Origin of the sequence: Archangium lansingense, from assembly GCF_026626635.1 — a bacterium.
GTDB classification, from domain to species: Bacteria; Myxococcota; Myxococcia; order Myxococcales; family Myxococcaceae; genus Archangium; species Archangium lansingense.
Genome location: NZ_JAPNKA010000001.1, coordinates 9,026,812 through 9,040,269 on the forward strand (window position 1 = coordinate 9,026,812; position 13,458 = coordinate 9,040,269).

Here is a 13,458-nt window from a genome sequence, read left to right on the forward strand (position 1 = left end):
AGACCACGCTGGCGGCGCGTGACGGGGGGTGCATTTCTTTTTCACGAAATCGTGGTGCTACTTTTTTCAGCACTCCGGTGTTGGAATACCCGGGACTACCTTGAATCCCCCCTTCACGAGGAACTCAGGTGCTTCGACGATTCATCTTGGGGGCCGCCCTCTTCCTGTCAGGAGAGGCATTGGCCAAACCGCCCGCGGCCAGCGTGTTCTGCACCACCTATCCCTCGGCGCCCGCTTGCACCGGGCAACAGCCGGCCTGCACCTACTGTCACGTCGCGCCGCCACAGCGAAATGCCTTCGGCGCAGGGCTGGAGTCGCAGCTCGCTCCCGGTGCGCCGCGCCCGCTGTCCGACGCTGACTTCACCTACGCGCTCCCCACCGCGCTGAGGGCCGTCGAAGGGACGGACGCCGACGGCGACGGCGTGTCCAACCTCGTGGAGATCCAACGAGGCACCCTGCCGGCCGACGCCAACAGCGTGCCGGTGGAGACGGGTGGATGCGCGGCGGGCACCAACCCCCAGTATGACGTGTGCCGCTACGACGCACGCTTCGCGTACCGGCGCGTGCTGCTCGATTTCTGCGGACAGTCGCCCACCTATGCGCAGCTCAAGGCGTTCGCCGCATTGAGCGCGAATGACCAGCGCGCGCGGCTCGACGCCGAGCTCGACCGCTGCACCGCGAGCGAGTTCTGGCTCGGCAAGAATGGGCAACTGTGGAAGCTGGCACACCCGAAGATCCGCCCGGTGGGCTCACTCAAGGCCGGAGAGGACAAAGGAGCCATTCCCCTCGCGGACTACTATGACGACTACGCCCTCTTCGCCTACTCACAGCTCGACGACCACGACGCACGCGAGGTGATGACGGCGAAGTATTTCGTGCGCCGGGAGACGAACCCCACGCGCTATTCCATAGCAACTTCGCTGCCGACACAGTTTGTCGATGAGGCGCACCGCGCGGGCAACATCACCTCCTCGTGGAGCCTCATCTATTTCGTGATGTTCACCGCGCTCCCCCGGAACGCCGCGTCACAGGCCTACCGCTCGTATCTGGGCCTCGACATCGCCAAACAGGAGGGCCTCTACAGCATTGCCAACGAGCCCCGCGACTATGACGCCAAGGGTGTGACAGCACCGGCCTGCGCGGCCTGCCACGCGACGCTCGACCCGCTGAGCTACCCCTTCCGCAACTACCAGGGCCTCTCCCTCACGGCCCGCAGCACCTCGGCACGCTACATCCCCAACCGCCTCGAGACGTACTTCAGTGACGTCGCGACGACCATCACCCAGACGCCCGAGGCCGGCTACCTCTTTGGCCAGCCGGTAGCGAACCTCGTGGAGTGGGCGCAGGTGGGCGCCAACAGCGACGCCTTCGCCATCGCCACCGTTACCGACTACTGGAAACTGCTCATCGGCCACGCCCCAACCCCCGAGGAGCACGCCGAGTTCGTCTACACCTGGCAGCGCTTCAAGGGCACGCACCAGTACCGCGTGCAGCGCATGCTTCACGATCTGATCCGCACGGAGGCCTACGGTGCGCCCTGACTCTCTTCGCGTGTTGCTCCTGTCCGCAGCCTTCGCGCTCACCGCCTGCCCGTCGCCCTCCCCTTCCGGAGAAGACGCTGGCACCCCGCCTCCCGGCGACGCGGGAACTCCCACCCAGACGGAGGTGGCGCGCTCCTCGCGCAACAACCTGCGATTCAAGGGACCAGAGCGGCTGGCATTCGACTTCGCAGCGGCGCTGTCGCTGCCGGCCGATCAGGTGTGTAACGAATTGGGTCAGTACCCCTGCACCACCTTCGTGCACACCGTGGCCCTGGGAGGCGTTGAGCCCTACGGCATTGGCTTCTACGAGCCCCTGCCGTTCACCGGGGTGACCACGCCCATCACCATCGACCGCGTGGCGTTGGCGGCATGCGGCCAGCGCGTCACGCTCGACGTCACCACTCCCTCAGGGGCCGTCATCTTCGGGGGCATCGAGCTCGACGCCCAGGGGCGCCTGGCGAACCGGGAAGGCACGCCAGTGAAGAACGCCATCACCGCGCTCTACCAGCGCGCCCTGCTGCGAGACCCCATGGAGTCTGAAGTCGACGCGTTGTTGCAGTTGGCCACCGACATCGAGACCTCGAGCAGTCAGACGCCCGGCCGCGACTGGATGAAGGCCGCCTGCTTCGTTGTCCTCTCCTCCGCCGAGTCCGTCTTCTTCTAAAGGGAAACGCCATGTCACTCCGCAACAATGGCCGGCTCTCGCGCCGGGAGATATTGAAGGCGCTGTCGCTGTGCGCGGCGGGCTCCGCGACCCTGGGACCGCTGCTGACGGGCTGCCGTGATGCGCTCAACACCCCGGAGGCACTCGAGCGGCTCGGGGGCCTGCGCCGCGACCGCCTGGATGGCAAGCCCCGCTTCCTCATCGTCGTGGGCGCCGCCGGAGGAGCTTCCATCGTCGACAGCCTGCTGGCGGTGCGCGCCTCAGAGGCCGGTGCCAATGCCTCGCGGCTCAACACCTTCGCCGATGCGCAGGTGCAGAACGTAGAGGGCTCCCCGTTCCGCGCCGTGAAGGTGAACAGCGCGCGGCTGGGCAACATCCCCCAGCCGGTGAACACGGATCAGCTCCCCTTCGTGAGCAAGCACAAGGACTCCATGCTGGTGGCCACCACGGTGGGCACCTCGGTGAACCACGTCATCGCGCAGAAGCGGAGCCTCACCGGTAATGCGGCCTGGCGCGGCCGGACGCTGCAAGAGTGCGTGGCCCTGCAGTACGGCGCGAGCTTCCCCATTCCCAACGTGAACATGGCGATGGGGGGCTACTCCGAGCGCGGCACCGACCACTCGCTGCCCTCGTACTGCTACGGGGAGGTGGTATCCAACGCCTCGCTCTGGCCGTTGGGTCTCGATGGCAGCAAGGGCATCAAAGATGCGCCCCCGCGCGACGTGGTGGAGCTGGCTCGGAGCACGCGCAACAGGCTCGATTCCCGGTCGGTCTTCGGGCGGACCTTCGAGAACGCGGCGGCGCTCCAGCGGTGGAACGAGCAGCGCATTGTGGGGCAACCGGCGCTGGAGGCGAAGGAGCTGATCAACCGCCTCAACGTGTTGCCCGACCAGCCGCCGAAGACGCCGCTCTCCGAGTACGGCCTGTCGAGCTCCCCCGACGGAGAACGGCTGCGCGCTCTCTTCCCGGACTACCTGACCGACCCCGTGCAGGGACAGGCGGCGCTGGCGTTCCTGCTCCTCAAGTACCGGGTCTCGGTGACGGTGACGCTGGGTCCCTCGTTCAACGTGGCGGTGGGCGGACAGAACGGGCTCATTGCCAATCCGCCGCTGGCCTTCGACTTCAGTCATACCGAGCATCGCGCCGGCCAGGCCTTCATGTGGGCGCGGGTGATGGGCGTGGTGGACAAGCTCATCGAGCTGCTCAAGGCGGAGCCCTTCGATGAAACGAGCGGCGAGAGCCTGTGGGATCGCACGTTGATCTACGTGGCGACCGAATTCGGGCGCACGCGCTCGCGGCCCAACGATGCCACCGAATTCAGCAGCGGGCATGAGCTCAACAACGGCGTCGTGATGCTCTCGCCGATGCTCAAGGGCAACACGGTGCTGGGTGGGATGGATCCACTCACCACCCTGACCTACGGCTTCGACCCGCGCACGGGAGCGCCAGAGCCCGGCAAGGTGACGTCGAACGAGCCCGACATCTTCTCGGGTGTCCTGACAGCCCTGGGCGTCAACACCTCCGGCAGCGGACTCCCCGACGCGAGCGCATTCGTGCGAACCTGAGCCGAGCCACCCGGCATGCGCCAATGGAGGCGCCAAGGAGAAGGATGTGATGCGACAGTCACTCGACTGGACCCGTGTGTTCCTGTGCGCCGCGCTCGCCGTCGTTCTGGCGGACAGCGCGGTAGCCGCCGAGCCGGTGCCCCTACACCAGTCGTTCACCCTAGAGTCCGCGACGCTCAAGGAGACGCGGCGCATCAATGTCTACACGCCGCCGGGTTACGACGCGGCGAAGACCACGCGCTATCCCGTGCTGTACATGCCGGATGGCGGCGTACAGGAGGACTTCCCGCACGTCGCCACCACCATCGACACCGCGATCCGGGCTGGAGAGCTACGGCCGCTGATCCTGGTCGGTATCGAGAACACCGAGCGGCGACGCGACATGACCGGCCCGACCGAGGTCGAGGAGGACCGCAAGATCGCCCCGCGCGTTGGCGGCTCGGCCGCGTTCCGCGGCTTCATCCGTGACGAGCTGATGCCGCAGGTGCGCCGCCGGTACCGCGCGACGGACGAGACCGCAGTCATCGGCGAATCCCTCGCCGGCCTGTTCATCGTGGAGACCTTCTTCCTGCAGCCGAAGCTCTTCGACACCTACATCGCCTTGAGCCCGAGCCTGTGGTGGAACAACGAGGAGCTGGTGCGCAAGGCTGGCGAGCGGCTCAAGGCCCATCCAGACCTGCGCAATGGGCTGCATCTGTCGTCCGCCAACGAGGAGAACATCGCCCCCGCCGCCGCGCGCCTGGCGGAAGTCCTCCGCGCGAAGGCTCCTGCCGGACTGAGGTGGCAGTACGAGCCCAGGCCGGAGCTGCGCCACGACACGATCTACCGCTCGGTATCACCCCAAGTGTTGCGCAAGTGGTTCGCGCCTGGGGCCACGCCCCGCAAGCCGTAGGCCCGAGGTCGAATCCCATACGCTTCCTCGCGTCACGCGTGATGTGAGAGCCGCACGTTGGGCGGGAATGCGCGTATCCGCCTCAGCGCCGACGAGTTCTCCCAGGATATCTTGGAAATCTGCTATGGCGGGGTTTCAAACCCAAGGAGCCCCCCATGGTCCCGCCCCTCCGTTCCTGGCCCTGTCAGCGTTCGCTGTCACGCGTCCTCGTTCCCCTGCTTGGACTCGCCCTGTCCACGGCAGAGGCGCTCGCGGCGACGCGGCCCTCGCTGGTGAATACGCGCATCTCGACGCCCTTTGGCTCCAACGGCCACACGTCGAGCCTCGATGGCCGGCTCTTCATCGGCAACGTGGGGGAGGATCACGCGACGACGACCACCACCTGGAGGGCTCGCGTGTTCCGGCCCGAGGCGGTGACCTACGACGCTGAGGGGAAGCCGAGCTTCTCGAGCGCCTTCTCCACTGGCAAGACCCTCCAGGTGAAGAACGGGGAGAACGCGCTGGCCTTCTGCTTCCTCAACCCGGCGCAGCCCTACACGCTCAGCAGCGGCGTTGCCGTCTACCAGCCCTTCATCTTCGACTCGATGATGTTCAACGGCCCGAATCGCTTCCGCCGCCGCACCGCGGATGTCCGGGTCAGCCAGCCCTTCACAGTCCAGGCGGAGCTCGCCTCCTTCACCACCGGGGCGTTGGAGGAGCTGAAGACTGTCTCGGGCGCCCCCATCATGGGCATCGAGCCGACGATGACCTCCGATGGGCGGCTGCTCCTCTTCCAGGGCGGCCCCCTCAACAACGGCACCATCGATTACCTGATGTACAGCTACAACCCCACCCCCTGCGCTGCCACGGGTTGGAGTGAGCCCCGGCCGCTGTCCATGATGTTCAACGACCCCAATCCGGGTCTCAAGCGCTACCCGATGGCCTGGCAGCGGATGAAGGCAGCCACCGGCGAGGACTTCGGGGACACCGTGGCTGGCGGCAACCTGATTCGTGCCGCCTATCCCTGGGTGGACCACGAGGGCCGCAACGTCCTCTATGCCGCGGTTGGCTTCACCGGTGCCGCGGGCGGGCGTCGCGAGGCGATGAGCCTGATTGGCGCGGACACGGGATGGATTGCCCATCACATCGACGGGAGCCTCAACACCGACCGGCAGGACATCGCGCACCTCTTCTACTCGGGCCCCATGTGGAACTTCGAGCAAGAGCGCGCTCCCTCCCAGAACTTTCCGCCGGGCTCGAGCAACGAGACCCGCTACCTGCCCGTCACCAAGACGCATGACGTGCTCTCACTCTTCGGCAGCAACACGGCGGACTACAACGAGGTCGACCTGGGAGAGCTGCTCAATCCCTTCCAGATGCTCTTCCTGCCCATGAATGAGATGGTCACCCGGGCTGGAACGTATGATCTGACGCGCACGCCCGATAGCGCGGGCCGCTTCTACACGGGCACACTCGTGGGCACGGCGCAGATCTCCGAGAAGAATGACGTGACGCAGCCGCCCTCGGGCTCTTTGTGGGAGCCGCACGGCAAGGGCAAGGCCCTGGTTGTCTCCGGCGGAGGCGCCGCCACCGTGAACCTGACCGACTCCAGCAGCGCCATTCCGGGTGTCGGGGCCTTCGTGCGCGGCTTCACCGTGCAGCTCGCCATCCGCCCTGACGCCGCCATCAACCAGGGTTGCACGGGCAATCCCTACCGTTATCTCCTGGCGAAGCCCGGGGGCCTGGATCTCATCTACGAGGCAAACGGCGCGGTGCACATGTCGTTCGTGATCAATGGTCAGCGGGTTCGCCTGGGGTTCAGTCAGCCGCTGCCCAAGGGCGTCTGGACGCATCTGGCCTACACCTGGGATGGGGTCACGGGACAGTTCGGCGAGTACATCAACGGCAAGGCCACGGGGCGCGCGCTGCCCACCGCTCCCGGTTCCTTCCGGTTGGGCACGGGGACGCTCTCCATTGGCGCGGGCCCGAACCTCGACACCCAGAGCTGCCCGGCCAACGGGGAGGGCTCGTTCAAGGGCTACATCGACGAGGTGCGCTTCTTCACGAATGCGCGCTCCAATCGCAGCCTCTGCCTGACGACGCATGGCGCGGACTGCAAGGAGGCCGCCATCCAGGAAGAGCCCACCGGTGGCCAGTTCGTCATGAATCAGCAGCACCCGTCCTGCAACGGCCTGTCGACCCTGGGCTCGCAGGCGTGCGCCGTGTCCATGCACCGCGTCTGCGCGCAGCGCGGGGCCGATGACGCGCTGAGCAGCGCCACCAACTTCTACGAGACGCTCCAGCAGGTCATCGGCAACCGCCCGCCCATCTCCCTGCTGGGAGTTCCCGCCTCCGCTACCAGCACAGAGGTCGGGGTGGCGTGCGCGCCCATCCAGCACCAGAGCCTGGGGGTAACCTTCGAGGAGCTGGCACGCAGTCACGCGGGCTGCACCGATGATCGGGTCTCCATGTCCAGCGACTGCACCGCCGCCGCCCACCGTTGGTGCCAGGGCCTGGGGTGGACGACCGGAATGATCTTCGAGATGACCTCCCGGCCGTGGGTGGGCTGCTTCAACTCGGGGCTCATCCAGGATGTTGCCCGATCGCAGCTCGGGCCCGTCTCCAACGCGGGCAGCCTCACCTCCGCGGAATCGCGGCTGGAGGTCAGCAAGTGGTGCCAGGCGCGTGGTTACGGGGCGGGAGTCGTCCAGGAGGTACCCAGCACCACCACCGCCCATGTCCACTGCTTCCAGCCCGCGGTGACCCAGAGCTGGAAGTTCGTTCCCTGAGCGGCAAGTGTGCACGGAGCGGCAGGTCCGGGCGCCAGAAGTCGGCGCTCGGACGGGCGTATGCCCCTCGCTGACACGATGATGACCTGCCGGAGTTACGAGCAGGTCATGGCATCCCAAGAGCGCGTTGAGACTCTCCGGGTTGAAGTGGAAGTGAAGCCCAGGCTGCGCGGCGTGTCGCACGCGTTCGCGTTCGTAGCGGCGCTCGCCGGGTGCCTGTTCCTCGCGCAGGCTCCGGTGGAGGGCGTGCGGTACCTGACCGGCATGGTGTTCGGCATCAGCCTCGTGCTGATGTTCGGTATCAGCGCGACGTACCACTGTCCCAAGTGGAGCCCCGCCACCTCCCAGCGCATCCAGCGGTTCGACCATGCGGCCATCTATGTCCTCATCGCGGGGACCTTCACGCCCATGGCCGTACTGGATGCTGCCGGAGGCTGGGGGCCGCGGCTGCTCTGGGTGATGTGGGCCGCGGCGCTCACGGGCGCCGGCCTCTCGCTGCTGGGCCTCTCTGGGCCGCCTGGGCTCCGCTCCGTCCTCTATGTCGTGCTGGGGACAGTGTCGATCCCAGTATTGCTACGGCTGCCAGGCGTCATTGGCTCGGCGCGTGTCGGGTGGCTCGTCTTCGGGGCTGTCCTCTATGCCCTGGGCGCCGGGGTCTACGCGCGCAGATGGCCGGACCCCCGCCCCGCCGTCTTTGGCTACCATGAGATCTTCCACCTCATGGTCATCGCCGCGGCGACTGTGCACTACGCAGTCATCCTCGACGTACTGAGGGGCCGGTGAAGCAGCCTTGGCCCTCCGCGGCCGCATCCTTCGGAGACCCGATGGGTACGCCTTCTGGGTAACCGGGCGGGCGAGGGCCTCTCTGTCAGGCGGTGCCTCCCCAGACGTCAGGGACTTCCCCACCCTCATGAGGTGGAGGAATGAAATGCACATGGAGCCGGCGCCCGGCGTGCTCTTGCCCGAGGAACCCGCGCGGCGCGATGCGCGTCACGAGGCGAAGATCGAACGGATCGCACGGCAGTTGCGACAGCGGACGAGCGCGCGGCCCGCGTCCTTCAAGAAGAAGACGCCACCGCATCAGGTGCCCAAGCGCTACGACTCGCGGCGCGGCGACGAGAAGATCGACCTGAGTGACCTCGACCAGATCCTCGAGCTCGATCCCGTGGCGATGACATGCACGGCCGAGCCCGCGGTCACCTTCGAGGAGGTGGTCCGCGCGACGCTGCGCTACGGGCTCGTGCCCATCATCGTCCCCGAGCACAAGACCATCACCCTCGGAGGCGCCGTCGCGGGGTGCTCCATCGAGTCCATGTCCTTCCGGGACGGGGGCTTCCACGACACCTGTCTGGAATACGAGCTCATCACCGCGAAGGGGGACGTGCTGCGCTGTTCCCCTCAAGAGAAGCCGCTCGTGTTCCAGATGCTCCACGGCTCGTTCGGGACACTCGGTGTGCTCGCGAAGCTGAAATTCAAGCTCATCCGCGCCGCGCCCTACGTGCACGTGACGTACGAGACCTACGCCACGCTCGAGGCCTTTCAGCAAGCCATCTGGCACTACTTCACCGCCCAGGAAGCGGACTATCTCGATGGGCAGATCTTCTCTCCGACTCAGCACGTGCTGTGCGTGGGCCGCTTCACGGAGCGCGCCCCGTACGTGAGCCGCTACGACTGGCTCAAGGCCTATTGCGAGAGCATCCCGCGCCGCACGGAGGACTACCTCACGGTCTACGACTATCTCTACCGCTACGACCGAGGGGTTACCCACGTCACGCCCAGGAGCCTCGTGGGCCGGGCGCTGTTCGGCAAACTGGTGCACTCGGACACCGTGCTGAGGGCCGCCGAGCACTTCCACCGCTTCCTGCCAGCCAAGAACCCACCGGTCATCGTGGACGTGTTCATCCCCTTCTCACGCACGGCCGAGTTCATGGACTGGTACCACCGCGAGATGCACTTCTATCCGGTGTGGTGCGTGCCCTACCGGCGAATGCGGGATTATGAATGGCAGACACCCCGATGGTGGTCCGGCGTGAAGGATCCCCTGTTCCTGGACCTCGCCGTCTACGGGCTCGAGCAGCCGCGAGGCCGCAACCTCTACAAGGAATTCGAGGACGAGTTGCAGCGGGTCAACGGCACCAAGACGCTCATCTCATACAACTATTACGACGAGCAGACCTTCTGGAGCATCTGGAACAAGGAGACCTACCAGGCTGTGAAACAGCTGACGGACCCGGACAACATCTTCCGCGACCTCTATACGAAGACATGCCGGGCGGCTCTCGGACTGCAAGAGCAGACGCCCGGCCCCGGGGCCTCGTGAAGGCGATACAGTCCTCAGGGCGACTTCTTCTCGAAGAGTTCCTTGGCGCGCGTAATGGCCGACATGGCGTTGGGCCAGCCGACGTAGAAGGCCAAGTGGGTGATGAGCTCGGTGAGTTCCTCCTGCGTCACGCCGTTCTCGATGGCACGCGGGAAGTGGAAGTTCATCTGCTCCGTCTTTCCGGTCGCCACGAGCGCCGCGCAGGTAATCAGGCTGCGGTCGCGCTTGGACAACTGCGGCCGCTCCCAAATGTCCCCGAAGAGCACGTCGTCGGTCAGCTCGACGAGCTTCGGCGCAAAGTCGCCGATAGCCTTCTGTGCGGTGGTGGCGGGCTTGGTGGTACTCATGGTTCGCTCCTCTCTGGGTTGATTGCTGTACTGCGCGTCGCTGACCTTCTCCATCCATTCGACAACCTTGCCGTCAAGCTGCTCCTGGATGGCCAGATGGGTCATTGCGGTGTTCGGTGAGGCGCCGTGCCAGTGCTTCTGCCCGGGCGGAATCCAGACCACATCTCCTGGCCGGATTTCCTCGATGGCGCTCCCCCAGCGCTGCACTCGGCCGGAACCAGCCGTCACAACCAGCGTCTGCCCGAGCGGATGGGCGTGCCACGCAGTGCGAGCACCGGGCTCGAACGTGACGTAGGCGCCTGAGGCGCGTGAGGGGGCGCCCGGCTGGAACAGTCGCTCGACGCGCACGGTACCGGTGAACTGTTCGGAGGGGCCCTTGGCAACGGGCTGTGAGCCGCTGCGCGTGATACGCAGGGCCTGGGAATCCTCACGTGAGGCGGCCGAGGGAGTGCCCGCCCCCGTGGCCGCGCGCTCAGGACTGGCTTGGGCGACCGCCAGGGCAAGCATTGGAAACAAGACGACCGTCGCGGCGAGCAGTTGCATGTCCATCTTCCGATTCATTGATGAGTCGTGGCGGTGTCGGACCAGAACGTGCTGACCGTGAACGTGGGCAGGTCCGCGTGGGGCTTCCCGAAAAGAAGTAGGCCCCCGATTCGCCGAGGACTAGGCACCCCGGCGCAAATGGGCTTTGAAGCTCTGCTTGATAATGAGATGTGGTCTGCTGGCTTGACCGCCATGCGCCCCGGAGGGGGGCGGCCGGGCGGTGTCCACAAAGGCCTCGAGGGGGCACTCGCGATGAAGACGGCTCTCCTTCCCCAACTCCAGGTGTTCCTCGCCGTGGCCCGACTGCGCAGCTTCACCGGCGCGGCGCGCGAGTTCGGCGTCTCTACAACCGCGGTGAGTCAGTCCGTGCGCCAGCTCGAGGAGCAGTTGCGCGTAGTGCTGCTCACCCGTACGACGCGCAGCGTGTCGCTGACGGATGCCGGGCGGCGCCTGGTTGAGGGCGCAGGCCCGGGACTGGGCCAGGCGCTCACCGCCCTCAGAGAGGTGTCCGCGCAGCCAGGGGAGGCAGTGGGCCGGCTGCGGCTGTCAGTGCCGCGAATGGCGGTGCCCTTCCTCATCACTCCGGTGCTCCCCACCTTCTGCGCGCGCCACCCTCGGGTGGAGCTGGAGCGCGGCCGCAGGACATGGCGCGTACCGGTGCGCGGAGGCGTTGTCACCAACGACATCCATCTGCCGGTGTCCCTGGCGGAGGAAGGCTTGGGGCTGGCGTACGCCTTCGAGCCGGTGGTGGCGGAGCAGTTGCGCACCGGGCGGCTCGTGCGGGTGCTCGAGCCCTACTCGCCCACTGTCCCCGGCTTCTTTCTCTACTTCCCCAGCCGTGCCCAGCGCTCCACGCCACTGCGCCTCTTCGTCGAGGCTGCCAAGGAGTTGGCCGCCAGGGCAGTGTGAAGTGCCCCCCATCTCGGTGCGAGTACCTCGGAGCGCAGGCCCGGGAAAAGACAGAATGCTGCCGCGCCCTGTCACGAGCCACCTGGCTTCACAGAGTCATCCGCGCCCGCCTGACACAGGGGGGAGGAGGGCCGCTGACAGAGGCCGGCCGAGCAGTGCGCCAGGCTGGTGGAGAGGCCGCACAGCTCCCTTGGGCGGTCAGGCGACCCCGCGTCAGCCTGCGTCTCGCCCCACGGTGCAGGGGCCGGGACCCCCTCCCTCCCCACGAAAGGCGGGGCCTGCGCTTCCCCGCGAGCTGGCACTGCGGCGCGGCGAAGGGTTGGGAATTGAACCCAGGGACAATGGCCTGTCCTGAGGAGCGTGCCATAGGCATCTTCGTTTCGGAACTCCAGTGACGGTGCCCCCGCGCACTCCCGCTGCGGCCGCCCGTGCTGGGGGCAAGCCTCCAGGGGGGGCCACCATGCCAACACGCGTCTCGCTGAACTTCGATGACTGTCTTTCCAGCCAGCTCCAGGCCGCGGCGATGCTAGGAGCTTGTCGGAGAATCGCCGAAAAACGACTCCTACATACCAACCATAGCGGTGTGTTTGAGTCGCACTACCCCTCATGTAGTGGGTAGCCGAGGTATTCCGACAGGCTCCTAGAAGCCCGGGGAATGCGCGGCACCTTCTACATCAACAGTGGGAAGCTGGGCCTATCCGGCCGTCTGACGGTCGCCCAGGTGCGTGCGCTCCAGGACGCCGGACACGAGATTGGCGGCCATACGCTGACCCACCCGCACCTGACCACGCTGTCGGCGGACGAGCAGCGGCGGGAAATCTGCAACGACCGGGTGGCCCTGCTGAACCAGGGCTTCCGGGTGACCTCGTTCGCCTACCCATTCGGTGACAAGGACTCCGTCACACGGCAGATTGTCATCGACTGCAACTACAACTCGGCCCGGGAGAGCGGCGGCCTGCGCACGCCCACGGGCAGCTCCGGCAATCCCTACGCGGAGTCCGTTCCTCCCGCGGACGCCTACGCCATCCGCACGCACGGCTCCGTGCAGGACACCACCTCACTCGCGACCCTCCAGGCCTACGTGCTCCGGGCGGAAGAGAGTGGCGGCGGCTGGGTGCCCATCGTCTTCCACCACATCTGCGACGGGTGCGGTGAGACGTATGCGATTACTCCGGCCAACCTGGCGGCGTTCCTCGACTGGCTGGCCCCGCGTGCCTCGCGGGGAACCACGGTCGTCCGCATGGACACCGTCATCGGCGGGGTGCTGAAGCCACCCGTCACCTTCCCGCCGGTGGTGACCCCGACGCAGCTCTTCAAGAACCCGTCGCTCGAAGCGGACAGCAACGGGGACGGGACGCCGGACTGCTGGCAGCGCGGAGGCTTCGGCACCAACGCCTTCACCTGGACGCGGACGACGGATGCCCACGGCGGAAGCTGGGCGCAGCAGGTGCGCATCACCAGCATCACCAGCGGAGACCGCAAGCTCATCAACCTGCAGGACGGCGGCTCGTGCTCGCCCCCCGCGACCACCGGCCACCACTACCGCGTCTCCGCCTGGTACAAGGCCACCACGTCGGTTCGGTTCAAGGCGTACTACCGCAACACCTCGGGCGGTTGGGATTTCTGGACGCAGGGGCCGCTGCTGCCGGCGACCAGCACCTACACCCGGGCCGAGTGGACGACGCCCGCCGCGCCCTCGGCGGCCAAGGCGCTCAGCCTGGGCATGTCGCTCGACCAGGTGGGCACGCTCACCATGGACGACTTCTCGCTCACCGACCTCGACGCGACCGCCTCGCCGTGAGCGGGCCCTCCGGACTGCCCGGAGCTCGGGCGCGCACCGCACGCCGATGTTGGAGGGGATGTACAAGCCAGCACAGGCGGGAGCCCCATCCTCGTCTATCATCCCGCG

The 13,458-nt window shown here is 66.8% G+C and carries 9 protein-coding genes and 1 pseudogene; 9 read left to right on the forward strand and 1 reads right to left on the reverse strand.

What is annotated here, in order from left to right; all coding sequences use genetic code 11:
- Positions 1–179 precede the first annotated feature (179 nt).
- The 7 genes from OV287_RS35750 (at position 180) to OV287_RS35780 (ending at position 9,750) form a co-directional block, all read left to right on the forward strand.
- Positions 180–1,541 (forward strand): hypothetical protein, encoded by a 1,362-nt coding sequence (locus OV287_RS35750; protein ID WP_267538518.1) that lies wholly within the window; start codon positions 180–182, stop codon positions 1,539–1,541.
- Positions 1,531–2,205 carry a hypothetical protein gene (locus OV287_RS35755; protein WP_267538519.1) on the forward strand — a complete coding sequence of 225 codons (675 nt, stop codon included), beginning with the start codon at positions 1,531–1,533 and terminating at the stop codon, positions 2,203–2,205. The genes OV287_RS35750 and OV287_RS35755 overlap by 11 nt, the downstream gene beginning before the upstream one ends.
- Positions 2,206–2,216: 11 nt before the next feature.
- The gene (locus OV287_RS35760) at positions 2,217–3,770 is read left to right on the forward strand and encodes a hypothetical protein (protein ID WP_267538520.1); all 1,554 of its coding nucleotides are present in this window, start codon (positions 2,217–2,219) and stop codon (positions 3,768–3,770) included.
- Positions 3,771–3,819: 49 nt separating this feature from the next.
- Entirely contained in the window at positions 3,820–4,662 is an 843-nt protein-coding gene (locus OV287_RS35765; protein WP_267538521.1) for an alpha/beta hydrolase, read from the forward strand.
- A gap of 155 nt (positions 4,663–4,817) precedes the next feature.
- Positions 4,818–7,430, forward strand: coding sequence for a LamG domain-containing protein (locus OV287_RS35770; protein WP_267538522.1), 2,613 nt, complete (start codon positions 4,818–4,820; stop codon positions 7,428–7,430).
- Between the two features lie 108 nt (positions 7,431–7,538).
- Positions 7,539–8,213, forward strand: a complete 675-nt coding sequence (gene trhA / locus OV287_RS35775) for a PAQR family membrane homeostasis protein TrhA (protein WP_267538523.1) — start codon at positions 7,539–7,541, stop codon at positions 8,211–8,213.
- Positions 8,214–8,358: 145 nt separating this feature from the next.
- Positions 8,359–9,750: an FAD-binding oxidoreductase gene (locus tag OV287_RS35780; RefSeq protein WP_267538524.1), complete on the forward strand. Its 1,392-nt coding sequence runs from the start codon at positions 8,359–8,361 to the stop codon at positions 9,748–9,750.
- A gap of 14 nt (positions 9,751–9,764) precedes the next feature.
- Here OV287_RS35780 and OV287_RS35785 read toward each other — a convergent pair whose 3' ends face one another.
- Complete coding sequence (locus OV287_RS35785) at positions 9,765–10,640, reverse strand: (R)-mandelonitrile lyase (RefSeq protein WP_267538525.1); 876 nt, start codon at positions 10,638–10,640, stop codon at positions 9,765–9,767.
- Between the two features lie 252 nt (positions 10,641–10,892).
- Between OV287_RS35785 and OV287_RS35790 the strand changes: the two genes are divergently transcribed.
- Positions 10,893–11,549 carry a LysR family transcriptional regulator gene (locus OV287_RS35790; protein ID WP_267538526.1) on the forward strand — a complete coding sequence of 219 codons (657 nt, stop codon included), beginning with the start codon at positions 10,893–10,895 and terminating at the stop codon, positions 11,547–11,549.
- Between the two features lie 649 nt (positions 11,550–12,198).
- A pseudogene (locus OV287_RS35795) lies at positions 12,199–13,350 on the forward strand (polysaccharide deacetylase family protein); the annotation flags it as partial.
- Positions 13,351–13,458: the final 108 nt, after the last annotated feature.